Origin of the sequence: Pantoea sp. Cr_R13 (assembly GCF_029222565.1) — a bacterium.
Classification (GTDB): Bacteria; Pseudomonadota; Gammaproteobacteria; order Enterobacterales; family Enterobacteriaceae; genus Pantoea; species Pantoea eucalypti.
In genome coordinates this window covers 1-23,213 of record NZ_JARHXL010000002.1, presented here as the reverse complement: position 1 = coordinate 23,213, position 23,213 = coordinate 1, and the positions used below count along the sequence as shown (strand labels likewise).

Annotated in this window: 20 protein-coding genes, 1 tRNA gene and 1 pseudogene; 11 read left to right on the top strand and 11 right to left on the bottom strand. The window is 55.0% G+C overall.

Going from position 1 to position 23,213, the window contains the following annotated elements; genetic code table 11:
- The first annotated feature begins 179 nt into the window (after positions 1-179).
- Entirely contained in the window at positions 180-1,091 is a 912-nt protein-coding gene (glyQ, locus tag P2R09_RS00665; RefSeq protein WP_003849680.1) for a glycine--tRNA ligase subunit alpha, read from the top strand.
- Between the two features lie 9 nt (positions 1,092-1,100).
- The gene (gene glyS / locus P2R09_RS00660; RefSeq protein WP_275766089.1) at positions 1,101-3,170 is read left to right on the top strand and encodes a glycine--tRNA ligase subunit beta; all 2,070 of its coding nucleotides are present in this window, start codon (positions 1,101-1,103) and stop codon (positions 3,168-3,170) included.
- Between the two features lie 99 nt (positions 3,171-3,269).
- Here the strand turns inward: glyS and P2R09_RS00655 are convergent, their stop codons facing one another.
- The 3 genes and pseudogenes from P2R09_RS00655 to P2R09_RS00645 all read right to left on the bottom strand — a co-directional run.
- Positions 3,270-3,881 (bottom strand): glutathione S-transferase, encoded by a 612-nt coding sequence (locus tag P2R09_RS00655; protein ID WP_275766087.1) that lies wholly within the window; start codon positions 3,879-3,881, stop codon positions 3,270-3,272.
- Positions 3,882-3,902: 21 nt separating this feature from the next.
- A complete protein-coding gene (fdhE, locus tag P2R09_RS00650; RefSeq protein ID WP_275766085.1) occupies positions 3,903-4,826 on the bottom strand; it encodes a formate dehydrogenase accessory protein FdhE in 924 nt (307 codons plus the stop codon).
- A pseudogene (locus P2R09_RS00645) lies at positions 4,826-5,207 on the bottom strand (formate dehydrogenase cytochrome b556 subunit); the annotation flags it as partial. The pseudogene P2R09_RS00645 and the gene fdhE, both read right to left, overlap by 1 nt.
- A gap of 288 nt (positions 5,208-5,495) precedes the next feature.
- Here P2R09_RS00645 and fdhD point away from each other — a divergent pair.
- Positions 5,496-6,320 (top strand): formate dehydrogenase accessory sulfurtransferase FdhD, encoded by an 825-nt coding sequence (gene fdhD / locus P2R09_RS00640; protein WP_345799218.1) that lies wholly within the window; start codon positions 5,496-5,498, stop codon positions 6,318-6,320.
- Here the strand turns inward: fdhD and P2R09_RS00635 are convergent.
- Positions 6,317-7,093 carry a DeoR/GlpR family DNA-binding transcription regulator gene (locus tag P2R09_RS00635; RefSeq protein ID WP_275766080.1) on the bottom strand — a complete coding sequence of 259 codons (777 nt, stop codon included), beginning with the start codon at positions 7,091-7,093 and terminating at the stop codon, positions 6,317-6,319. The genes fdhD and P2R09_RS00635 overlap by 4 nt on opposite strands.
- A 207-nt stretch (positions 7,094-7,300) precedes the next feature.
- Here P2R09_RS00635 and P2R09_RS00630 point away from each other — a divergent pair, with 207 nt between their 5' ends.
- The 3 genes from P2R09_RS00630 (at position 7,301) to P2R09_RS00620 (ending at position 10,711) form a co-directional block, all read left to right on the top strand.
- Complete coding sequence (locus P2R09_RS00630; protein ID WP_003849706.1) at positions 7,301-8,641, top strand: aspartate aminotransferase family protein; 1,341 nt, start codon at positions 7,301-7,303, stop codon at positions 8,639-8,641.
- Between the two features lie 282 nt (positions 8,642-8,923).
- Complete coding sequence (gene sodA, locus P2R09_RS00625) at positions 8,924-9,541, top strand: superoxide dismutase [Mn] (RefSeq protein ID WP_008926407.1); 618 nt, start codon at positions 8,924-8,926, stop codon at positions 9,539-9,541.
- A gap of 201 nt (positions 9,542-9,742) precedes the next feature.
- Positions 9,743-10,711 carry a VirK/YbjX family protein gene (locus tag P2R09_RS00620; protein WP_008926408.1) on the top strand — a complete coding sequence of 323 codons (969 nt, stop codon included), beginning with the start codon at positions 9,743-9,745 and terminating at the stop codon, positions 10,709-10,711.
- Between the two features lie 9 nt (positions 10,712-10,720).
- Here the strand turns inward: P2R09_RS00620 and P2R09_RS00615 are convergent, their stop codons facing one another.
- The 6 genes from P2R09_RS00615 to P2R09_RS00590 all read right to left on the bottom strand — a co-directional run bounded on the left by P2R09_RS00615 (position 10,721) and on the right by P2R09_RS00590 (position 17,949).
- Positions 10,721-11,083 carry a YibL family ribosome-associated protein gene (locus P2R09_RS00615; RefSeq protein WP_003848030.1) on the bottom strand — a complete coding sequence of 121 codons (363 nt, stop codon included), beginning with the start codon at positions 11,081-11,083 and terminating at the stop codon, positions 10,721-10,723.
- Between the two features lie 103 nt (positions 11,084-11,186).
- Positions 11,187-11,732: a mannitol operon repressor MtlR gene (gene mtlR, locus P2R09_RS00610; protein WP_181162247.1), complete on the bottom strand. Its 546-nt coding sequence runs from the start codon at positions 11,730-11,732 to the stop codon at positions 11,187-11,189.
- A gap of 64 nt (positions 11,733-11,796) precedes the next feature.
- The gene (gene mtlD / locus P2R09_RS00605; protein WP_275766071.1) at positions 11,797-12,945 is read right to left on the bottom strand and encodes a mannitol-1-phosphate 5-dehydrogenase; all 1,149 of its coding nucleotides are present in this window, start codon (positions 12,943-12,945) and stop codon (positions 11,797-11,799) included.
- A gap of 95 nt (positions 12,946-13,040) precedes the next feature.
- Entirely contained in the window at positions 13,041-14,975 is a 1,935-nt protein-coding gene (locus P2R09_RS00600; protein WP_154926833.1) for a PTS mannitol transporter subunit IICBA, read from the bottom strand.
- A gap of 432 nt (positions 14,976-15,407) precedes the next feature.
- Entirely contained in the window at positions 15,408-16,124 is a 717-nt protein-coding gene (locus tag P2R09_RS00595) for a DUF3053 domain-containing protein (protein WP_275766066.1), read from the bottom strand.
- Between the two features lie 226 nt (positions 16,125-16,350).
- Positions 16,351-17,949, bottom strand: a complete 1,599-nt coding sequence (locus P2R09_RS00590) for a gamma-glutamyltransferase family protein (protein WP_275766063.1) — start codon at positions 17,947-17,949, stop codon at positions 16,351-16,353.
- A 736-nt stretch (positions 17,950-18,685) separates the two neighbouring features.
- Here P2R09_RS00590 and P2R09_RS00585 point away from each other — a divergent pair.
- Positions 18,686-18,982: an HTH-type transcriptional regulator gene (locus P2R09_RS00585; protein ID WP_003848045.1), complete on the top strand. Its 297-nt coding sequence runs from the start codon at positions 18,686-18,688 to the stop codon at positions 18,980-18,982.
- Positions 18,983-19,020: 38 nt separating this feature from the next.
- Here P2R09_RS00585 and P2R09_RS00580 read toward each other — a convergent pair whose 3' ends face one another.
- Positions 19,021-19,617 (bottom strand): HD domain-containing protein, encoded by a 597-nt coding sequence (locus tag P2R09_RS00580; RefSeq protein ID WP_275766060.1) that lies wholly within the window; start codon positions 19,615-19,617, stop codon positions 19,021-19,023.
- Between the two features lie 62 nt (positions 19,618-19,679).
- Between P2R09_RS00580 and P2R09_RS00575 the strand changes: the two genes are divergently transcribed.
- The 4 genes from P2R09_RS00575 to P2R09_RS00560 all read left to right on the top strand — a co-directional run bounded on the left by P2R09_RS00575 (position 19,680) and on the right by P2R09_RS00560 (position 22,882).
- Positions 19,680-20,144, top strand: coding sequence for a MarR family transcriptional regulator (locus tag P2R09_RS00575; protein WP_095706422.1), 465 nt, complete (start codon positions 19,680-19,682; stop codon positions 20,142-20,144).
- A gap of 95 nt (positions 20,145-20,239) precedes the next feature.
- A complete protein-coding gene (locus P2R09_RS00570; protein WP_003848051.1) occupies positions 20,240-20,668 on the top strand; it encodes an organic hydroperoxide resistance protein in 429 nt (142 codons plus the stop codon).
- A gap of 320 nt (positions 20,669-20,988) precedes the next feature.
- Positions 20,989-22,680, top strand: coding sequence for a kdo(2)-lipid A phosphoethanolamine 7''-transferase (gene eptB, locus P2R09_RS00565; RefSeq protein ID WP_275766054.1), 1,692 nt, complete (start codon positions 20,989-20,991; stop codon positions 22,678-22,680).
- 125 nt (positions 22,681-22,805) lie between these two features.
- Positions 22,806-22,882, top strand: a tRNA-Pro gene (locus P2R09_RS00560).
- Positions 22,883-23,213: the final 331 nt, after the last annotated feature.

The window sequence follows — 23,213 nt, the reverse complement described above, 5'->3', positions numbered from 1 at the left end:
AAATGCGACCAGAGCAACAACTGCTGCCAACAGGATTCAGAGGCATCTGTATGCCAGCGCCCGGAATCACCGCGAAAACGAGCCGGTTGCGCCTGGGATTTACGGCTGCACATCGCGCGGTCAAAGGGTATACTGTCGGCCTCTTTTTTTAATCTAACCGAAGCGCGTGCACACTCAACATGCAAAAGTTTGATACCAAAACCTTTCAGGGGCTGATCCTGACCTTGCAGGATTACTGGGCGCGTCAGGGCTGCACCATTGTCCAACCGCTGGACATGGAAGTGGGCGCTGGCACTTCACACCCGATGACCTGCCTGCGCGCACTCGGCCCGGAGCCGATCGCCGCCGCCTACGTGCAGCCATCACGCCGTCCTACCGATGGTCGCTACGGTGAAAACCCGAACCGTCTGCAGCACTATTACCAGTTCCAGGTGATCATCAAACCGTCACCGGACAACATTCAGGAGCTCTATCTCGGCTCGCTGAAAGAGCTGGGTATGGATCCGACGGTGCATGACATTCGCTTCGTGGAAGATAACTGGGAAAACCCGACGCTGGGTGCCTGGGGACTCGGCTGGGAAGTGTGGCTCAACGGCATGGAAGTGACGCAGTTCACCTACTTCCAGCAGGTTGGCGGCCTGGAGTGTAAGCCGGTGACCGGCGAGATTACCTACGGCCTGGAGCGTCTGGCGATGTATATCCAGGGCGTCGACAGCGTTTACGATCTGGTCTGGAGCGACGGCCCGCTGGGCAAAACCACCTACGGCGATGTGTTCCATCAGAACGAAGTGGAGCAATCCACCTATAACTTCGAATACGCCGACGTCGATTTCCTCTTTACCTGCTTTGAGCAGTACGAGAAAGAGGCGCAGCATCTGCTGGCGCTGGAAAAACCGCTGCCACTGCCCGCCTACGAACGCATTCTGAAAGCGGCACACAGCTTCAACCTGCTGGATGCCCGTAAAGCGATCTCGGTAACAGAGCGTCAGCGCTATATTCTGCGTATTCGTACCCTGACCAAAGCCGTGGCTGAAGCTTACTACGCCTCTCGCGAGGCAATGGGCTTCCCGATGTGCAATAACAAAAAGTAAGAGGCAGCCATGACTGAACAAACCTTCCTGGTGGAGATCGGCACCGAAGAGCTGCCACCAAAAGCCTTGCGCAGCCTGGCAGAAGCTTTTGCCGCGCAGGTCACCGCTGAACTGGATGCCGCCAACCTGAGCCACGGCGAGGTCAGCTGGTTTGCTGCACCGCGTCGTCTGGCGCTGAAAGTGGCAAACCTGAGCGCCTCACAACCCGATCGGCAAGTCGAGAAGCGCGGTCCGGCTGTTTCCGCAGCGTTTGACGCTGATGGCAACGCCACCAAAGCCGCCGAAGGCTGGGCGCGTGGTAACGGCATTACTGTCGATCAGGCTGAACGCCTCGCCACCGATAAAGGCGAATGGCTGGTTTACCGCGCTCAGGTCAAAGGCGAAGCCGCTCAGGCGCTGCTCCCTGCGATGATTGCGACCGCACTCAGCAAGCTGCCAGTGCCAAAACTGATGCGCTGGGGCGACAGCGATGTGCAGTTCGTCCGTCCGGTTCACACCGTGACGATGCTGCTGGGCGACGAGCTGATTCCAGGCACCATTCTGGGCATTAAGTCAGATCGCGTTATTCGCGGTCACCGCTTTATGGGTGAAAGCGAAATTACGCTCGACAACGCCGATCAGTACCCTGATGTGCTGGAAAAACGCGGCCAGGTCATTGCCGACTATCAGGTCCGCAAAGCGATGATTAAAGCCGATGCCGAAGCCGCCGCACGTCGCTTAGGCGGCAACGCGGATATCAGCGACAGCCTGCTGGAAGAGGTGACGTCGCTGGTAGAGTGGCCGGTGGTTCTGACCGCGACCTTTGAAGAGAAATTCCTCAAGGTGCCTGCGGAAGCGCTGGTCTACACCATGAAAGGCGATCAGAAATATTTCCCGGTGTATGACAATGATGGCAACCTGATGCCGAACTTCATTTTCGTCACCAACATCGAATCCAGCGATCCGCGCCAGATTATCTCCGGCAACGAGAAAGTGGTGCGTCCACGCTTGGCCGATGCGGAGTTCTTCTTTAACACCGACCGCAAAAAACGTCTGGAAGATCATCTGCCGCGTCTGGAGACGGTGCTGTTCCAGAAAGAGCTGGGTACGCTGCGTGATAAAACCGATCGCATTCAGGCTCTGGCAGGCTGGATTGCCGGTGAAATTGGCGCCGATGTGAATCACGCCACCCGCGCGGGCCTGCTGTCGAAGTGTGATCTGATGACCAACATGGTCTTCGAGTTCACCGACACGCAAGGCGTGATGGGCATGCACTATGCGCGTCACGACGGCGAAGCCGAAGATGTAGCGGTCGCGCTGAATGAGCAGTATCAGCCGCGCTTTGCCGGTGATGATCTGCCGTCAAGCCCGGTTGCCTGTGCGCTGGCGATTGCTGACAAAATGGATACGCTGGCCGGTATTTTTGGCATCGGTCAGCATCCAAAAGGCGACAAAGATCCGTTCGCACTGCGTCGTGCGGCGCTGGGCGTGCTGCGTATCATCGTTGAGAAGAATCTGCCGCTCGATCTGCAAACGCTGACTGAAGAAGCGGTGCGTCTGTATGGCAGCAAGCTGAGCAACACTCGCGTGGTCGATGATGTGATCGACTTTATGCTGGGTCGCTTCCGCACCTGGTATCAGGAAGAGGGTCACAGCATCGACACGCTGCAGGCCGTTCTGGCGCGTCGTCCGACCCGTCCGGCTGACTTTGATGCACGCATGAAAGCGGTATCGCACTTCCGGACGCTGGAAGCAGCCTCAGCACTGGCGGCGGCGAACAAGCGCGTCTCTAACATTCTGGCGAAATCGACCGAAACGCTGAATGAGAGCGTGCAGGCGTCGCTGCTGAAAGAGAGCGAAGAGATCCAGCTGGCGACCTTTGTCACCGCGCTGAGCAGCAAGCTGCAGCCTTACTTCGCGGAAGGCCGCTATCAGGATGCGCTGGTCGAACTGGCTCAACTGCGTACTGCGGTAGATAACTTCTTCGATAAAGTGATGGTTAACGCCGACGATCAGGCAGTGCGGGTCAATCGCCTGACGCTGCTGTCAAAACTGCGTGAGCTGTTCCTGCAGGTCGCGGATATCTCGCTGCTGCAGTAATGTGATTAGCGGTGTGAAAAAGGGACGAGCAATCGTCCCTTTTTTTATGGGATTTTTAGTCGCGAGAATCATCGCTAGCCGGGTTACTCACAGCACCCATCACGCCGCAGGCGGCGTCGTCCGCGCAAAGCTCTCACGCTGAAACAGCGTTTCCGCCAGCTTCACCAGCGCCGGTCGTTCGACACACCAGTTTGGCACCACGCGGCGGAAATTGAGATAGCCGATCATGCAGCCGGTGGCGATATCCGCCAGACTGAGCTGGCCGTTGTTCAGCCATTTTCCTTCAGCGGCCACGGCTTCCAGCATGTCGAGGCTGCGCTTAATCTTTTCACGATTACGCAGCAGGACCTCTTCGGACTGCAAATTACCCGGACGCATCTGCTCGCGAACAATCACCAGCGCAGCGTCGCTGACGCCATCTGCCAGCTTCTCCAGCTGACGGATGTTGAGCGACTTAAGCGGATCGGCAGGCAGCAGGGCCGGCTCCTCACCGCGCAGTTCCAGAAATTCCGCGATGATGCTGGAGTCGAACCAGATTTGCTTATCGTCAGCGACCAGCGCCGGAACTTTGCCCAGCGGATTGTAGTGCGACACGTGACTGTCATCGCTGTAAGGCGATGCATTAACGAATTCAAACGTGATGCCTTTTTCCAGCAGGATAATCGAAATCTTACGCACAAACGGGCTGGTATAGCTGCCAATCAGTTTCATCAGGTTCTCCGGATTCAGTGACTATTCGCCAGGAAACATAAAAGGATTGAGACTGCTGCGCGCGAAGCCTTCCAGCTCCATTTTTGCATCCAGTATCAGCGACGCCAGGTCATCGGCCACCGGTTCAATGGCCGGATCGTTCTCCTGATAGAGCATCTTCAGATAGGTGCCGCAGTCGCCACAGCTTTCCGCCTTCACGGCCGCTTTCTCGCTGCTGAGCGACCAGTAGTGCAGGTCACGGGTCTGTTCGCACTGGGTACATTTGCTGCCCACGACATGCCATTCACTTTCGCACAGATTGCAGCGCAGATAACGCGCGCTTTCATGACTGCCCATATGAACGATGCTGGCGACCGGCATACTGGCGCAGACCGGACAGAACTGACGCTGATTCCCCATCTCAGCGTGTGCCTTACCGGGTATCAGGGCTGCCATCTGCGCCCAGTAGAGCGAGAGTGCTGCCCAGATAAAGGGCGCTTTATCGTTGCTCACCTGTGCATACTCGCCGGTAAACAGCGCACCGGCCAGTGTCTCCAGCTCTGTGGCTGAGGCCTTCTCCAGATTCTCCAGCACCGCCAGCGCCTGACCGCTCATCTCCGGCTTCAGCTCAGCAATCAGCGAGTGCAGCAGCCGTTGCCAGTGTGAATCGCGCGGCAGGGTATGGATGTTCAGCGGTGGCTTGCCCTCGCTGGCGCTCTGCGTCAGTCGGGCATGCAGATCGAGATGCAGAGGATGGTCATACAGCACAATCTCCTGTGCTTCAGCGATCACCGCCGCAAAGCGCAGATAATCGCCGAGTGGATTTTTCGCCGCAAGATCGCGCAGTCGCGCGGCACGACGGCTGTATAAATTTTTCAACCGTGGAAAAAGTAACGGCGGAATTCTCTCCTCCGTTGTTTTTTCGCCTTTCTCCAGCGGATTCTGCGGGATTATACGAATACTCATCAGGGGCGTTTTTCCTGTTTTATTGGCGAATTACGCCGCTCACGATATCCACAAGGATAATGCTGTCCGGCTCATTCATTAAGAGCATATCCAGCCTTCTACCCTCGCGGCCAGTGTGCCTCTGACCCATAATGCGGCATAAACGGGCACCATAATGACGATGATCAGCGTCACTGCCGAAACAGAATGCACAATCAGTGCCAGCCGACTCAGCGGAATGACAAAGGCATCTGAAAAGTACGGTTCCCGAATCACAATGCCGCTGGCAGGCGGCGGTACTACGCTGATGATAGCAGTCCAGAACACACTCTTCTGACCAAAGTTCTCTTTACGGGGGTCTCCTGCCTCTTTATTCATTGTAATCTGATGAATCTCTCTGGCCCGTTAAAGGGTAAGGCGACGGATTGGCGTGTGTTTCGGGTTACCCCCAAAACATCCGCATTAACACCCCAGTGATTTGCAGATTTTCCCGGGGTTAAGACATGAAAAAGACCCGCTCTCATGGGGCCGCCAGCAGGCATGGCGACAGCTATTTTCACTGAATAAACCGCATCAATTGGCTCGCTGTTTATTTGCGCTTTCGGGGGCTAAAAGGCAGAATCAGGACGCGTCTATGCTCTGCATTACCGGGCACCGAATGAGATCATCTCTTATCAACAGGTCATATTTTTGAAAGCTATCCAGCCTGATTCAGGCGAAGGTTTAACAATTCAAACCGGCGTTAGCAGGACGCAGGTGTGGCAGCGCGCCAGTCTGACCGATGCACAGGATGACTGGCTGGCAGACGAAGTTCCGGTGGCGCTGGTCTATAACGGTATATCACACGTGGTGATGATGACCACGCCCAAAGACCTGGAGGCATTTGCGCTGGGCTTTTCGCTATCAGAGGGCATTATCGACGCACCTGGCGACATTTTCGGCATGGACATTGTGCCGGGCTGTTACGGTATTGAGGTGCAGATTGAGCTGTCCAGCCGCCGCTTTATGGCGCTGAAAGAACAGCGTCGCGCGCTGGCAGGCCGGACCGGCTGCGGCGTGTGCGGTGTTGAACAGCTGGACCAGATTGGCAAGCCGCTCTCTCCGCTGCCGTTTACCCAGACCTTCGCGCTGGACCACCTGGATCGGGCGCTGGGCCAGCTGAAAGATTATCAGCCGGTCGGACAGAAAACGGGCTGCACCCATGCTGCTGCGTGGATCCAGCCTGATGGTCAACTGGCGGGTGGCTGTGAAGATGTGGGGCGCCATGTGGCACTGGATAAGTTGCTGGGTTATCGCAGTCAGGCTGCGTGGGGACCGGGCGCGGTGCTGGTCTCCAGCCGCGCCAGTTATGAAATGGTGCAGAAGTCTGCCATGTGCGGCGTAGAGATCCTGTTTGCGGTCTCGGCGGCGACCCGCCTGGCGGTTGAGGTGGCTGAGCGCTGCAACCTGACGCTGGTTGGATTCAGTAAACCTGGCCGCGCCACAGTCTACAGCCATCCTCAGCGTCTGCGTTAAACCACCATTACCGCTGGCAATGTCTGCTGCAACGCCTCAAGGGCGACACTGTTGTCGCCGCCACTGTCAGTAATCAGCAGGGAGATTGCCTGCGGCGGCGCGTAAACCGTGCGGCTGACCACGCCGAGTTTGGTGTGATCGGCCAGCAGATAGCAGGCAGCGGATTGCTGCACCATTGCTCTGGCGATAGCCGCTTCGTGCGGGTGAAAACTGCTGCCACCGCACTCTGCGTCAATCCCCACTGGCGACAGCAGCGCGACATCGGCTCGGTAGCGGATAATCTCGCCAACGGTGATTTCGCCGCGCGTCTGTTGCGCACCCGCCGACATCGTCCCACCCAGCAAAATAATCTGATTATTCAACGGCTGGTTTTCTTCTCCAGCGCTCAGTGCCAGCGCGGCCTGCAGGCTGTTGGTCACTATCGTCAGGCCGGAAAGGGCGTGTAACTCCTCTGCCAGCAGCGTGGTGGTGCTGCCCGCATCAAGAAACAGCGTCTGTCCGGGCTGCAGCAATTGCGCAGCGGCGCGGGCGATTGCGCGTTTCTCCCGGGTCTGGGTGCTGCGACGTTCCGTCAGCGGCGGTTCAGCCTGGGTTTCAATGGCCACCAGGCCACCGTGGACGCGGCGTGCCAGACCCAGCGCTTCCATCTCAATGATGTCGCGGCGCGCGGTTTCGCGTGACACCCCCAGCTCCCTGATAATGCGCTCGGTACTGACCTGGTTTAGCCGGGTCAGTAAGGCACGGATGCGATGAAGGCGCGTTTCCTGCAGCATAGAGAAATCCTTATAAAGCGCGAAGAGCATGGATGATACGCCAGTGACGCGAAAGATTCTGTCTGGATCAGAGAGCAAGCTTAGCGCGGCGGCTTGACGGCGTCATGTGTATTTTATTGCTTTTGTGTATTTGGTTGCATTTTAGATTCAGGCAGGCATGATACAGGAGTCCGCTCTTCTTCCTTCATCCTTGTAACGGGAGTCAATATGGCCACGCGTTCCACCATTATGGATACCAACAGTTTTCGTGCTGAACATGCCGATGCGCTCGACAGTGACACACGCAAACTGACCGATAAACGCAGCAAAGTGCTTGGCGAATCCTATCGCCTGTTCTATCGCAAACCGGTTCATCTGGTGCGGGGTGAAGGGCAATATCTGTGGGACGCAGCGGGCGATAAATATCTCGACGTTTACAACAACGTGGCGAGCATCGGTCATTGCCATCCGGCCGTGATTGAGGCGGTGACGCAGCAGATGAAAATGCTGAACACCCACACGCGTTACCTGCATGAAAAGATTCTGGATTACAGTGAAGCGCTGCTGGCAACGACACCTGCGGCGATCGATCGCGCGATGTACATGTGCACCGGATCGGAAGCCAACGATCTGGCGATTCGAGTGGCGCGCGCGTTCAGCGGCGGTACCGGAATTATCGTCAGTAAAGAGGCCTATCACGGCACCAGTGAGCTGACCTCCGGCGCGTCTCCGGCACTGGGCAGTGGACAGCCGCTGGCACCGACCACGCGGCTGGTGATGCCGCCAGATGCCTACCGTGTGGATGCGCCCGACCTGGGTGACTGGTTCGCAGATCAGATTCAGCAGCAGATTGATGACATGGCGGCGCACGGCATTAAATTTGCCGGTTTCCTGGCGGACTCGATTTTCTCCTCGGACGGCGTTCTGCCCAATCCTCGCGGCTTCCTGAAAAAAGCGATTGAGGTGGTGCATGCCAACGGCGGCATTTTTATTGCTGACGAAGTTCAGCCTGGTTTTGGCCGTACCGGCGACGCGTTCTGGGGCTTTGGTCGCCACGATGTGGTGCCTGATGTGATTACCACTGGCAAGCCGATGGGCAATGGCATTCCGGTTTCCGGACTGCTGGCAAAAAGTGATGTGCTGGCAGCCTTCAGCGATTCGATTCCCTACTTCAATACCTTTGGGGGGAATCCGGTCGCGATGGCGGCGGCGCAGGCGGTGCTGAACGTGATTACCGAAGAGGGATTACAGGAACACAGCCGCGTGGTCGGCGCGAAGCTTCTGGCTGAGCTGCGAACCCTGATGGATCGCTATGAGTGTGTGGGGGATGTGCGCGGTGCCGGACTGTTTATCGGCTTTGAGCTGGTCACCGATCGTCACAGCAAAACGCCGGACAAAACGCTGGCGCTGGATTTGATTGAGAAGCTTCGTGAACATCGTGTGCTCACCTCGGTCGCCGGTCCGTATGGGAATGTGCTGAAACTGCGTCCACCACTGGCTTTCCAGGAGAGCGATATCGACTGGCTGGTTGGCGCACTCGACAGCGCCCTGCGCGAGCTGGGTCAGTAACGCGCAGAGCAGGGCCGACGCGGCGTTCAGGCGGGAGGCGTGCTGGCTGATAGCCTGGCATCAGCGTGCTGCTCTCCCTGCCTGGCACGTCTGAAAAGGCAGAGCCAGCATCAGCACACTGTAAAAACAACGGGTTGCTAATGCCGGCTTTCGCAAATCCTTATGGTTAATAGGGCATTGATTACCCTTTTACGCTACATGAATTTAACTATAATGATTCGACTGCTTACGCGGCACGTCCCGAATTCGTCGTGCTGCTCAAACTAAATGGAGAGGAAGAACATGAGTTATTCACTGCCATCCCTGCCTTACGCATACGACGCACTGGAACCGCATTTCGACAAGCAGACGATGGAGATCCATCACACCAAACACCACCAGACCTATGTGAACAACGCTAACGCCGCGCTGGAAGGTACTGAATTTGCTAATCTGCCGGTAGAAGAGCTGATCACTAAACTGGATCAGCTGCCAGCAGACAAAAAAGGCCCACTGCGTAACAACGCAGGTGGTCACGCTAACCACAGCCTGTTCTGGAAAGGCCTGAAAACCGGCACCACGCTGCAGGGCGACCTGAAAGCGGCTATCGAGAAAGATTTCGGTAGCGTGGAAAAATTCCAGGAAGAGTTCGAGAAAGCCGCTGCGACCCGTTTCGGTTCTGGCTGGGCATGGCTGGTTAAGAAAGGCGACAAACTGGCTGTGGTTTCTACCGCAAACCAGGATAACCCGCTGATGGGTGAAGCGGTTGCCGGCGTTTCTGGCTTCCCGATCATCGGTCTGGATGTGTGGGAACACGCTTACTATCTGAAGTATCAGAACAAGCGTCCTGACTACATCAAAGCGTTCTGGAACGTGGTTAACTGGGACGAAGCGGCAGCCCGCTTCGCTGCTGCTCAGTAAGTTAACAAAGCGTAAACGCAATGAAGATAAACCGGTGAAATTTATTTCGCCGGTTTTTTTTATCTCTATTTTGTGTATTCCAGATTCGGACCCGAAGTCATCAGATATGAGTTTTAATGTTATTCCGCATTAACCTGCCGTTGATATTGACTATGTTATTTTCAGTGACATTCTTGTTTAACTCATTGTGTGTCGCTGACTATGTCAATTATAACTACTCAGGAAAATACGACCGAATCCTCTGCTTCTCTTTTTTTTCAGTTAATTAGCGGGAAATATGTTCCGGATAAACTCTGGAAAAGTAAACGTTTCCGCCTGAAATTTGTGTTAAGAACCTTAATATCGCCACTGACTACGCTGCATTATCTGGACGCGTTGTCGCATTTACCGCAACTCCCGCTGCTGATGAGCACGCAGGGATTGTTGCCCGCTAAGCTGCACCGGCCCTATCTGCGTTCAGGACTGAGCATTGCAGCACGTGCGCAGGCGATACTTGATCATTACAGCCTGATGAATAATCTGGAAAATCCTATGCTGCGCCAGCTGTTGCAAAGCGCTACGGATAATCCACTGGCCACACTGACCGGTAAAAATGGTGAAAACTTTATCCTCTCGTGCAGCTCTGGTTATTTCGACCGGGAAGGGGAAGTGACACTGGTATTGCGTTATAACGACGAAATTATTGCATCGCTCTCATTTTCTATTCTCAACGAGAATAGCCAGCGCACTCTGTTAATTGGTGGACTACAGGGGCCGCGGAAACATATCAATAATGAGATGATCCGCGAGGCGACCAAAGCGGCTCACGGTCTCTTTCCAAAGCGTCTGTTAATGGAAGCGGTATTTATTGTTGCGAAGCAGTGCGGTGTGGAAAATATTCTGGCGGTAGGTGATGAGACACATGTCTTCCGCAGTCTGCGTTATCGCCATAGCAAAGGGGATAAGTTCTTTGCCAGCTACAGTGAATTCTGGCTGTCGCTGAGCGGTGAAGCGCGCAAAGATGGGATGTTTACTCTGCCGCTGAGCCTGCCGCGCAAGACACTGGAGGAGATCGCCAGTAAGAAGCGGGCAGAGTATCGCCGTCGCTATGAACTGCTGGATGCGCTGGCGGAGCAGGTGTACGCCGCCGCTGGCGAACGCAAAGCCGATGTCGATCAGGCTGCTGCCTGATCGACCCCGTCAGAATGCGGTTTTAGCGAAGCCGGTCATCGCTGTCAGACCCATCTCACGTCCCAGCGCGGTCATTGGATGCACCACCACCAGGCCGCGCACGCTTTTCTTCAGCGCGCCCAGATTTGCCTGCTCTTTTTTGGTAATTTCGCGGCTGAAGCCCATTTTCTGCAGCTTCTGCGCTTCGGCACTGAGTTTTTCAACTCGCTGACCGCGCAGGCGCTCAATCTCAATGACCAGCGCTTCTTTCTCTTTCAGCAACGCGCCCAGTTTCTCGACATCACCCGATTCAAGTAGCTGCGGTTCTTTGCGGTTCAATGCGTCCAGCTTATCGCTGAGAAGTTTGATTTCGTTCTTTTCTTGCTCTTTCATGACAACAACTCGTTGAGGAAAACAGGGCAAGGATACACCAAATCTGGCGCATATTCCCGTTCAGGTTAAGACGAAAAAGGCGCCATAATGGCGCCTGACAGGATCAGCTACCGGACTTTTTAAACGCCTGCTTCATACTGATGCGCGCGATCAGCTCGGTGAGTGACAGGACCATGGTGGATCGCACCATCTGCAGATAGCGCTGCTGCTGCATACTGCGCAGCTCGGGATCTTCAGTATTAAACACCGGCGCGGGTGGCCAGGCCGTGACACAGTGCAGTTCCCCAAACGGGCCGAGAATCTCGTCGTCAGTAAAACGATAATCGCCGTGGTCGTGATTCAGCTCTTCGCGCAGCGCCAGCAGCAGTTCACCATCTTCATATTCGTGCCGGCTGATGACGCCAAGTCCGTAAATCAGCTTCAGGCGAACCGAGAGTTCGCCCAAAGGGCCATTACCCAGAAGCAGCGGTTCTACGGCATATTTAACCGCATAGTCATCTTTGCGGAACACCTGCAGCACCAGCAGATTGACGGCTTCAGCCAATAGCTCAACGGCGGCGATCAGAAAGCTTCTCACCGAACGACCGGCGTTCAGGCGCTCAAGCACCCGGTTCTCAAAAGCCTGCTTCTCTTCCATTATTGCCTGCATGGGTTCAATACCGCCGTTGGGCGCAGGCGAACTGCGCCCGGCTTGCGTCACTAACACGTGCGCATTATGCCATAGCGTGCCAGGCGCTCACCACAGAAGCCACCACTTCGCTGTCGGCATCCAGTCCTGAAATCTCAGCCAGCGTAGCCTGCGGGCCTTTTTCTGCCAGCAGCGCGGCCAGTTCCTGTGCCTGCGGGTCCTGATCGCTATGGTAGTGCATGGCAGCAGCAATACCCTGCACCAGGCTGGCGTGCGGTAAACCATACTCCAGTGTGCCCAGCGTGGGCTTAATCAGGCGATCGCCCGCGCTAAGTTTACGCAGCGGCTGACGGCCTACACGCTCAACATCATCTTTCAGATACGGATTTTCAAAACGACCCAGAATTTTCTGGATATAGGCCGCATGTTTTTCCGCGTCAAAACCGTAACGTTTAATCAGTACCGCGCCGCTCTCATCCATTGCGCCTTTCACTACGGCCCGGATTTTTTCGTCGAGGATGGCGTCACGAATGGTCTGATGACCGGCCAGCTGGCCGAGGTAGGCGGTAATGGCGTGACCGGTGTTCAGGGTGAAGAGTTTACGCTCAACAAAGGCCATCAGATTGTCGGTCAGCTCCATGCCAGGAATGGCTGGCAGGTCACCTTTAAACTGGGTTTGATCGACGATCCATTCGCTGAAGGTTTCAACGGTTACTTCCAGTGGATCGGTGCTGCCTGCTTCAGAAGGGGGCACAATGCGATCGACAGCGGAATCCACAAAGCCGACATGCTCTTCCAGCCAGGCGTGATACTGCGCCGGCAGCGCCTTCAGCACATGCTGTTTTAGCTGGCTGGTGCCGCGCACCATATTCTCACAGGCGATGATATTTAATGGACGGGTGTTACCGTTGTCGCTGCGTTTTACCAGACCTTTTGCCACACTGCCGGCAATACGCTCCAGAATCTGCGGACCCACGGCGGTGGTAACCAGATCGACGTCAGAGACCAGGCTGATGATCTCATCGCTGGTGCTGTTTACGGCACTGACGCCTTTAACGGTTTCTACTTTGGCCTGTTCGCCAACCACATGAACGGGATACTCATGACGCGCGTTCAGTGCATCCAGCACCGTCTGATTCACATCAGCAAAAACCAGTTCGATACCTGCATCAGCCAGTAATTTGCCGATAAAGCCGCGACCAATGTTTCCTGCTCCGAAATGTAACGCTTTCATAATTTTTGACCCATATCAAATGACGATGGGGCGGGCAAACCCGCCCCAGGAAATCGGGACGGGCATGACCGCCCCAGGGAAAGAATTGCTCTGAATTACGCGACGGCAGGCTTGCCTGACAGCAGATCCAGTACTTCCTGCACGCTGGTGGTGTTCGCCAGCTTCTCAATCACGCTGTCATCATCCAGCGCATTGGTCAGGCTGGTGATCACCTGAATGTGCTCGTTGTTACGGGCAGCAATACCAATCACCAGGCGCGCGACGTCGTCTGGCTCTTCGCCAAACAGGACGCCTGCCGGATACTGACAGAACACCACGCCTGTTTTCAGCACGCGATCTTTCGCTTCAACAGTCCCGTGCGGCACCGCAATCGACTCACCGAGGTAGGTCGGCGTCAGTTTTTCACGCGCCAGCATCGCGTCAACATATTCTGGCTCTACATAACCGCCTTTCACCAGCTGTTCACCAGCAAAACGAATTGCCTGTTCTTTGTTGCTGGCGGTCAGGCCGAGGAAGACGTTATCTGCACCCAGTTTAAACAGGTGTGCGTTGCCTTCATCGTAACTGTCAGAGAGCGCAGTGGTGACCGTTTGACGATGCACATCGCTGCGATTAGCGGCAACCAGACGTTCGGTCAGCGTGCTGTAGAGCGCACTGTCGAGGAAATTGTTCAGCGAGATGTGCTGCGCATGCGGAGCCTGGCGAATAGCACGCTCGGTCAGATCACGATGGGTAATCACCAGATCGACATCGCCTGGCAGGGCATTGATCGCGGTATTCGTCACCGACACATTGCTCAGACCTGCATCCTGCACTTTCTTACGCAGAACACCTGCACCCATGGCGCTTGAGCCCATACCGGCATCACAGGCGACGATAATTTTGCGCACGTGATGCAGCTCGACGCTCATCGCATCGCTGGCGACGGGTGCACCCGCCACGCTCTGGCCTTTCGACTGCGCTTTCATCTCATGCATGCGCTGAGTCGCGGCTTCGATATCGTCATCTTCTTTAACTTTGCTGGTTTTCAGCAGGATAGCGGAAACCACGAAGGAGACGGCGAAAGCGGCAGCAATGGCGGCGATGTTCGCAAAGTAGGCACCCTTTGGTGTCATCGCCAGCACAGCCAGGATTGAACCCGGTGAAGCAGGAGAGACCAGGCCACCGTTCAGCACGGTCAGCGTGAAGACACCCGTCATGCCTCCCAGGATGACTGCCAGCAGCAGGCGAGGCGCCATCAGCACATACGGGAAGTAGATCTCATGGATGCCGCCGAGGAAGTGGATAATTGCCGCACCGCCTGCAGACTGTTTAGCACTACCACGACCAAAGAACATGTAGGCCATCAGCACGCCCATACCCGGACCCGGGTTGGCTTCGATCAGGAAGAAGATCGACTTGCCCGCCTCACTGGCTTGCTGGATACCCAGCGGTGAGAAGATCCCGTGGTTGATGGCGTTGTTCAGGAACAGGATTTTTGCCGGTTCCACGAAGATTGAGGTCAGCGGCAGCAGGTTGTTCTGCACCATGAGATTCACGCCTGCGGCGAGAATGTGTGACAGACCTTCTACCAGCGGACCAATTGCCAGGAACGCCAGCAGTGCCAGAATCATCCCGATAATACCGGCCGAGAAGTTGTTAACCAGCATCTCGAAACCGCTTTTGATTTTGCCGTCAATCGCCCGGTCAAACGACTTAATTGCCCAGCCGCCCAGTGGACCGGCAATCATTGCACCGAGGAACATCGGCATATCCGCACCGACAATCACACCCATTGTCGTAATTGCACCGACCACACCGCCACGATCGCCGCCCACCAGACGCCCACCGGTAAAACCGATTAGCAGTGGCAGCAGGTAGGTAATCATTGGGCCAACCAGTTTGGCCAGCGTTTCGTTCGGGATCCAGCCAGTTGGAATAAACAGCGCGGTGATGATACCCCAGGCGATGAACGCCCCGATGTTTGGCATCACCATATTACTCAGAAAGCGACCAAAGCTCTGTACTTTGACCTTCACTGATGAGGACATAAACCCACCCCTTATTGAGACGCGCTGCAATAGGAGAGCGCGTTTGTTTTTGTTTAGCCACCCCGACTCGTAGCCGGTGGTATTACTGTATGCACGCGGACTCTATCACGCGAATTTGGCACTGCGTAGCACGCGGATAAAGTGTGATCTATATCACTGATTAAGGGTGGTGGCAGGGGTGATTAGCGTGACATTGATCACGTTTTTAAAGCAGTTACGTGTTGTTTTGCCTGGTTTTTACGCGTGATAGCTGATTATCTGTGAGTTTGATCACACTAAAAGGGCGGGGGTTAGTTATATAAATGTGACTCAGATCACAAACTATTTTTGGTCGAAAATGCGCCAGATCACACTTCATTCAACAGGCTATCGGATGAGATTAGAAAAGGCGTGGAGACGGGCAGGCGACCTACGCCTGCCCATAAAGCAGATTTACTGCAGGCCACCCTGAACGGCAGCTTGTGCCTGAGGAAGCGCCTGTGCATTAGCGGATAACGTGCTCATTATCGCGTTATATTGTGTAGCCTGATCCTGCGTCGGGAACTGCACGCCGCCGTCATTAAAGCTGACGCGGGTGCCCTGAGTTTGCAGGAATTCGCCGGTCTGCACGGCAGCCTGGCTCAGCGCCTGAAGTTTAGGCAGCAGCGGAATCAGCTGATTGGCGGGAACCGTCACCACTTTGTTATAGGCGGTGTCGTAGACTTTTTTCAGATCATCCGTCTGCTTTAGTGCCGCTTTGCTGCTGTCCGCCTGCATTTTTGCGCTCTCAATCTGCTGGGTAACAATGACCAATGCGCTTGTGGCCTGACGCAGGGAATCACGACGGGTGAGATAATCCTGCGGAACGCGAATGGCAGAAAGTTCATCTACCACCGGACGCATCCCCTGTTCAACGGCTTTGTTCGCCTGCTGCGAAAAGCCGTACATGATGGCGTAATCGCTGGCGAAGTTGCCAAAGCTTTGCTTCTGGTTTTCGCTGAGGCTAGGGAGATGCTCGCCACTGCGCATCACGGTATTCTGGAGGAAATCAATAAATGCTTTACGCTGCTCGCCTTCTTTGTCACCGCATGCGGTGAGTTGCAGCACGATGAGCGCGCCAGCGAGCATAATGCCGCTGCGTGCCATAAGGCGTGTAAGTCCTGAAGCCATTGGGTCAACTCCTGTCGGTAGTACTGTCTGATGTCCAGGTCGGAATGGCCTAAAGAATAGAACAAACCGCCGTCACGGCACAATGTGAAACCGCCTGTGAAGCAGAGGCTTTCTTAAACGCCGGTGATACAACGGGATCGCCCGCACGTCAGAGCGCGCTATGTTTCCTGCCATCATGCGTTAACCTGAATGTCAGTTTAGCGGTAGGGCGATCACGGCTGCAGCCTTAAAACACCACCGCCTGACCATCTTTGCGACTTTCGCTGGCTGCAATATAGAAACCCTGCGGATCGCGCACTATAGCCTGTGCGCCACCAAAGTTGTAATTGCTCAGGGGATCTTCCAGTACCACGTTGTGACCCATGCGGCGCAGCGTGCTCAGGGTATTGCGATCGAGTGTTGATTCAAACACGACCTCGCGTCCCTGAACCACCCGCCAGCGCGGCGCATCAATCGCAGCCTGCGGATTCTGGCGGTGCAGCATAATTCGCAGCGCCAGCTGGACATGGCCCTGCGCCTGCATCGGGCCGCCCATCACACCAAACGCCATGAGCGGCTGACCCTGCTCATCCAGCGCAAAGGCCGGGATGATGGTGTGAAAAGGGCGTTTACCACCTGCCACCACGTTAGGATGGTGCGGATCGAGTGAAAAGCCCGCCCCACGGTTCTGCAGGCTGATGCCGGTGTCGGGCACCACCACGCCGGAGCCAAATCCCATGTAGTTAGACTGGATGAATGAGACCATCATACCGCTGGCATCAGCCGTCGCGACATACACCGTGCCGCTCTGCTGCGGTGATCCAAAGCGGAAATCTCCCGCTTTGTCAGGATCAATCAACGCTGCCCGCTGGCGGATATAGTCTTTACTCAGCAGTAACGCTGCCGGGAAATCGAGATGATCTTCATCGGTGACATAACGTTCCAGATCAACCAGTGCCAGTTTCATCGCCTCAATGGAGAGATGCAGCCACTGCGGCGAATCAGGCGCATAACGTTTGATCTCCCACGCTTCCAGAATGCCGAGCGCAATCAATGTCGCAATGCCCTGTCCGTTAGGCGGCAACTCCTGCACCGATCCCCCGGCAAACGGATGTGACAGCAGGGTAACCCAGTCGGCGCGATGGTTTTTAAAATCGTCCAGCGTCAGCGCCGCGCCATGTTCACGGGCAAAGGCTGTCATCTTCTGCGCCAGTGCGCCGCGATAAAAACTTTCACCCTGTGTCTCAGCGATCGTCTGCAGGGTCCGTGCCTGAGCCGGATTGCGGAATAACTCGCCCGCACGGGGTGGACGGCCCTGCGGCGCAAAGCAGTCGATGAAGCCAGGCTGCTCCCGCAGCTTGTCATAGCCTCGCTGCCATAGCTGGCCAATCAGCGGTGATACCGGAAAACCGTTGCGCGCATAGTCAATTGCGGGTTGCGCCAGGGTTGTCAGCGGTAAGGTCCCGAAGCGCTGCGCCAGCGTGACCCACGCCGAGACGGCACCCGGGACGGTAACGGATTCCCAGCCGGTTTCTGGCATTGCACTCAACCCGGCGAAGCGCTCAGGATGCCACGCGGCGGGCGAACGGCCTGAGGCGTTTAATCCATGCAGCTCGCTGCCGTCCCAGACAATGGCAAACGCATCGCTGCCGATGCCGTTTCCGGTTGGCTCCAGCACAGTTAAGGCGATGGCGGTAGCGACAGCGGCATCTACAGCATTACCGCCCTGCTGCAGCATCCGTAAGCCCGCCTGCGCCGCCAGCGGTTGTGAGGTCGCTACGGCATTGCGTCCCATCATCGGTACGCGATGAGAAGGGTATCCGACATCAAAATCTGTTTCACGCATCGCTCTTCATCCTTTCAGGTGGCGGGTCTCTATTTATCCGTCATGAGTGCGCAATCACAAGGCTGCACTTTTAGCGCGCATCAGCGCGATTAAGGACCGCTGACTGCACCGGCATGAGGCATCTGCCGTTTCGTTAGAGTGACTGTTGATTTCGCTGACGATATGGCGGCGTTCAGAATAAAAGATTTCTCCGCACGTCGCTGTGAGCCGCCGCGCGCCAGGGCTCAGGGGCAAACCAGGACTATTCTTAAATTAATCAGAACTGTGAATATAAGTGTTCATGAAGTAAACCATTGGCGTATATTTTGCACTCACTACCTGAAGAGGTGTAATGCCTCACAGAAATGAGAATGTGCCCGCCAAAAGCTTGATGGCATCCACATAAATAGCAAACACCATTTGATTTTTTTGCCCGCTGTGCAGGCGCAAAAATCAACCGCCTCAGCAGGTTAGAAGCGCTGGAGCGTTTTCGGCAAACGTTAGTTAAAAAAATAATTATAAATTGCGCGGCAAATAGTCAGGTCTCTATCCATACTTAGTCTCCCGGCATTTGTTGCATTGTTCTGACACCTTTATAAGCAGTGCACCGCAGGCTGTGTCCCGTAATGGTTTTTCTCATAACAAAAACAAACCCTTGCGGGATCCAGCCTGAACAGGCCCGGTTTCAGAGTCCTGACTTCAGGCTCGTACCTCTCTACTTTCACGTGCTTCATAGTGAGTTTTTAAGGAGTTCTCTATGGAATTAAAAGACCCGATGTTTGAATTGCTCAGCAGCCTTGAGCAGATTGTTTTGACACGTGATGATCGCGCCGCCGAGTTACTTATTCAGCGTCAGCAACCCGCCCAGCCAGAGCCACAGCGTCTGCGCGAAATGACCGGCATGCAGGTTGATGAGTTTGCTAAAGTGATGGGCGTGAGCGTATCTTCCGTGAAAAGCTGGGAAGCCCGGCGTACCCGTCCATCCGCGACGGCGCAGAAACTGATGAAGTTATTACAGGCCAATCCCTATCTGGGACGCCAGTTGCTTGAATAATCAGGCATCATGAAAACACCCGCCGCTGGCGGGTTTTTTTATGCGTGTTTTTCGCTGTATTTAGCGGCCTGTTTGACAAACCAGCTATCCGGTACGCTGTAGGGCGGCTCCCGCAACCGGGCAAGCCCGCTTTCTATGATCGTCGAAGCCTGCTGCCACAACTGTGCATCTCCCTGCTTCAGCAACGCAATCTGTATCTGCTTTTCCACCAGGTAGACCCGCGCAAAGTCAGGATCAAAACGCACAATCGCGCGGGTATTGTCGATGATGTCCGCCAGCTTAATAGTCTGTGCCTCAGGACTGGCGCTGGCTGTATGGCGAAAATGCGCAAGCTTGCGGGCCGCCCGATTTTTCGCCGTAGCCGGTGCGCTATCGGTCAGCATCTCCACCAGGCTGGCCACGCGCGCGCCAAAATGGGCTTCGATATCGCTCTGGGTCGTGGAGGTATCTTCTACAGTATCGTGCAGCCAGGCTGCCGCTAACAATGCCTCGTCATGGCTGACGCTGCGCACCAGTTCCACCACCGCGGCCGGATGAACAATATAGGGCTCATCGGTATATTTGCGACGCTGACCGGCACTGGCATGTGCCTCGGTGGCGAATCGACGCGCCTGTTCTTCCAGTGAATCCTGCATGCTTTTACCCCTGACTAAAAGTTTGCTTGCAATTATCTAGCGCGCTATCTATATTAAACATCATGAACTGTGATCAAGATGACAAAAAAGTGAAAACGATGCCACTGTTGGTCGATCAGCAACTCTGCTTTGCGCTTTATTCTGCCAATCTGGCAATGAATAAAGTGTATCGCCAGTTGCTGAGCCAGCTCGACATTACCTATCCACAATATCTGGTGATGCTGGTGTTGTGGCAGAAAGATGATGTTACGGTGTCAGAGATTGGCGAGCAGCTTTTTTTAGACTCGGCAACATTAACGCCACTGCTGAAGCGACTGGAAAGCGCGGGTCTGATTAACCGGCAGCGTACCCGTCAGGATGAACGGCAGGTTGCAGTAACACTGACCGAGGCTGGCCGTGCGCTGCGCGTTAAGGCTGAAGCCATTCCTGAAGCGGTTAAATGTGCCACTGCCTGTGACGATGATGCCCTGCTGGCGCTGAAATTACAGCTTGATGGATTGCGTGATAACCTGAATCAGTCACGATAAATATTGCCGACGGGTGCGTTGCACCCGTTGAACCTCACCGCCCGATTACGGTTAAATAAGTAGCGGGCGATTAAATAGTGTAATGGAGAAATGTCATGTCTTTAGAACAAGTGGTTTACCGCGCCAAAGCCAAAGCTACCGGTGGTCGTGATGGTCGTGCAACCTCTTCTGACGGTGTACTGGACGTTAAACTGGGCGTGCCAAAAGAGATGGGCGGTGCAGGCGGCGAAGTGACCAACCCTGAGCAGCTGTTTGCGGCGGGCTATTCTGCCTGCTTCATCGGTGCGATGAAGTTTGTTGCGGGTCGCGACAAAATCGCGATGCCAAAAGATGCGTGGATTGAAGGTGAAGTGGGTATCGGCCCAATCCCCAACGGCTTTGGCATCGAAGCGACGCTGAATATTCACCTGCCGGGAATGGATGAAGCAGAAGCGCAGAAGCTGGTGGATGCGGCACACATCGTGTGTCCTTACTCAAACGCCACGCGCAACAACATCGACGTGACGCTGAACATCATTCGCTAAGCATGGCTGCGGGCCTGAAATCATCAGGTCCGCACTTTTGCCTGTTATTCAATCCTGCGCTCCCGTCTCACTGCGTCAGCCTGTCCGGTTAATCCTCCGCGCCGTGTACAAAAAATGTGCTAATCAGGTCGACAGCGATTATTATCTGGTCTATGAAACGCCCTCATGCTTTACTGAGCCACCTCGCGTTATAGCCTATAAATCCGTTCAGAATTTTCCTTCATCTTGTCCGGTCCGCTTATTCAGCGAACTCTGCCGCGTTTCGGCAGTCACATAAAAGATTTGGTTAAGCGCTTCACACCGGAGAAACACCTTTTTTCATGAATTATATTAAAACCCTGACTCAGCAGAAGTTATCGTTACTGCTGGCGCTCTACCTCGGTATCTTACTGAATTTACCGATTTTCTATCGTCGTTTTGATGGTTTTCTTACGCACTCTACGATAACGAACTGGCTGACTGCCGTGACTGAAGTGGTGGCCATTGTGCTGCTGACGTTCTTCCTGATGCGGCTGCTGTCGCTGGGTGGAAAGTGGTTTTATCGCGTGCTGGCCACGCTGATAGTGCTGATTTCCGTTGCCGCTGCTTATTACATGGCATTTTTTAACGTCGTGATTGGCTACGGCATTGTGGCTTCGGTGATGACCACTGATACCGATCTTTCTAAAGAGGTGGTTGGCTACCATTTCATTCTGTGGATGGTGCTGGTGAGCGCGCTGCCGCTGCTGATGATCTGGCGCAATAAGCTGAGCATGACGTTGAATGAGCAGCTGCGCACGCCGGGACAGCGTCTTAAACCCTCCGTGATCATGCTGCTTTGCGTGGCGCTGGTCTGGTTGCCGATTCGCTTTCTGGACAAACTGCAGAAGCAAAACGAAGAGATTACCAACGTCGATCTGCCGAGCTACGGCGGTGTCGTGGCACACTCTTATCTTCCTTCAAACTGGCTTGCAGCTGTAGGACTCTTTGCCTGGACCCGCGTGGATGAGACGCTGAATAGCGAGGAACTGTTGGATCCGGCGAAGAAGTTTACCTACGTCGCGCCTGCCGGACTGGACGACACCTACGTGGTGTTTGTGATTGGTGAGACCACCCGCTGGGATCACATGGGGATGCTGGGCTATGAGCGTGACACAACGCCAAAGCTGTCAAAAGAGAAGAATCTTGTGGCGTTCCGCGGCGAGTCCTGTGATACCGCGACCAAGCTGTCGCTGCGTTGCATGTTCGTACGTGAAGGCGGCACCATGGATAACCCAGGTCGTACGCTGAAAGAGCAAAACGTGTTTGCGGTGATGAAAGAGCTGGGCTTCACGTCTGAGTTGTTTGCGATGCAGAGCGAAGTCTGGTTCTACGACAACATTAATGCCAACAACTTTGCTTTCCGTGAGCAGATTGGTTCAGAGAAGCGTAATCAGGGCAAAGCGGTGGATGACATGCTGCTGGTGCCGGAGATGAAAGCGTCACTGGATCGTTTCCCGAAAGGTAAGCATCTGATCGTGTTGCACACAAAAGGGTCGCACTACCTCTATTCACAGCGTTATCCGCGCAGCTTCGCGAAATATCAGCCGGAGTGCATGGGCGTCGACGAGACCTGCAGCAAAGCGCAGTTGATTAACGCTTATGACAACTCGGTGCTGTATGTCGACAGTATGCTGGATAGCGTGCTGGATCAGCTGCGTGATAAGAAGGCGATTGTTTTCTATGCCTCTGATCACGGTGAGTCGATTAGCGAGAATATGCATTTGCACGGCACGCCGCGCGAGATGGCGCCACCTGAGCAGTTCCGCGTACCCATGATGGTCTGGGCGTCAGATAAGTATCTGGAAGACAGTCAGAACCGCAGCAATTTTGAGCGTTTGCAGGCGCAGCAGCGCGTAGGCCGCACTCATCGCCATGTTGAGTTGTTCGACACCATTCTGGGCTGTCTGGGTTATACCTCGCCAGATGGCGGTATTAACCCCGCCAACAATTGGTGTCAGGCACCGGTCAAAGGTCAGGCTAAAGCGCTGTAATAGTGAGCGAAAAGGGCAGGGCAGGTGGTTAATTACGGGTAACCGCATGCTTTCCAGGCGATTGGCGGCAAAAGCATAAAAAGCGGTTGACGCTGATCGGGGGTAGCAGTAACATGCGCCCCCATCGGCGAGTAGCGCAGCTTGGTAGCGCAACTGGTTTGGGACCAGTGGGTCGGAGGTTCGAATCCTCTCTCGCCGACCATATTTAAGAAAACCTGTCTGAAAAGACAGGTTTTTTTTCGTCTGTAGAAAAGTGATTTGCAGGCAAAGAATTAGCGCTGTGCGGGCTACAGGGAGCATACGCCTTTCGCAAAGACGCAAAAGACGCCATCCCTGGCATGCTCAGCGCGGCCCATCCCTGGCCTGCGATGCTTTGCTACAGGCACATGCTCCCTTCGCTTCACGTCTGGCAGACGCATCAGGTACTTACATGGGCGCTTCAGATGACTGACAGGTTCAAAGCCAGATCTCAATCTGACTGCTAAGCATTCACACTCTTATCAGCTGAGCAGGCTTCAGGGAGCATACGCCTT

Coding starts and splice junctions, on each gene's coding strand:
- P2R09_RS00580 (WP_275766060.1), bottom strand. CDS start 19,617: ATGCAGGATTCACTGGAAGAACAGGCGCGTCGATTCGCCACCGAGGCA.
- P2R09_RS00630 (WP_003849706.1), top strand. CDS start 7,301: ATGGCCACGCGTTCCACCATTATGGATACCAACAGTTTTCGTGCTGAA.
- P2R09_RS00590 (WP_275766063.1), bottom strand. CDS start 17,949: ATGCGTGAAACAGATTTTGATGTCGGATACCCTTCTCATCGCGTACCG.
- P2R09_RS00620 (WP_008926408.1), top strand. CDS start 9,743: ATGTCAATTATAACTACTCAGGAAAATACGACCGAATCCTCTGCTTCT.
- P2R09_RS00615 (WP_003848030.1), bottom strand. CDS start 11,083: ATGAAAGAGCAAGAAAAGAACGAAATCAAACTTCTCAGCGATAAGCTG.
- P2R09_RS00585 (WP_003848045.1), top strand. CDS start 18,686: ATGGAATTAAAAGACCCGATGTTTGAATTGCTCAGCAGCCTTGAGCAG.
- P2R09_RS00595 (WP_275766066.1), bottom strand. CDS start 16,124: ATGGCTTCAGGACTTACACGCCTTATGGCACGCAGCGGCATTATGCTC.
- sodA (WP_008926407.1), top strand. CDS start 8,924: ATGAGTTATTCACTGCCATCCCTGCCTTACGCATACGACGCACTGGAA.
- mtlD (WP_275766071.1), bottom strand. CDS start 12,945: ATGAAAGCGTTACATTTCGGAGCAGGAAACATTGGTCGCGGCTTTATC.
- eptB (WP_275766054.1), top strand. CDS start 20,989: ATGAATTATATTAAAACCCTGACTCAGCAGAAGTTATCGTTACTGCTG.
- P2R09_RS00655 (WP_275766087.1), bottom strand. CDS start 3,881: ATGAAACTGATTGGCAGCTATACCAGCCCGTTTGTGCGTAAGATTTCG.
- glyS (WP_275766089.1), top strand. CDS start 1,101: ATGACTGAACAAACCTTCCTGGTGGAGATCGGCACCGAAGAGCTGCCA.
- P2R09_RS00600 (WP_154926833.1), bottom strand. CDS start 14,975: ATGTCCTCATCAGTGAAGGTCAAAGTACAGAGCTTTGGTCGCTTTCTG.
- fdhE (WP_275766085.1), bottom strand. CDS start 4,826: ATGAGTATTCGTATAATCCCGCAGAATCCGCTGGAGAAAGGCGAAAAA.
- glyQ (WP_003849680.1), top strand. CDS start 180: ATGCAAAAGTTTGATACCAAAACCTTTCAGGGGCTGATCCTGACCTTG.
- P2R09_RS00575 (WP_095706422.1), top strand. CDS start 19,680: ATGAACTGTGATCAAGATGACAAAAAAGTGAAAACGATGCCACTGTTG.
- mtlR (WP_181162247.1), bottom strand. CDS start 11,732: ATGCAGGCAATAATGGAAGAGAAGCAGGCTTTTGAGAACCGGGTGCTT.
- P2R09_RS00635 (WP_275766080.1), bottom strand. CDS start 7,093: ATGCTGCAGGAAACGCGCCTTCATCGCATCCGTGCCTTACTGACCCGG.
- P2R09_RS00570 (WP_003848051.1), top strand. CDS start 20,240: ATGTCTTTAGAACAAGTGGTTTACCGCGCCAAAGCCAAAGCTACCGGT.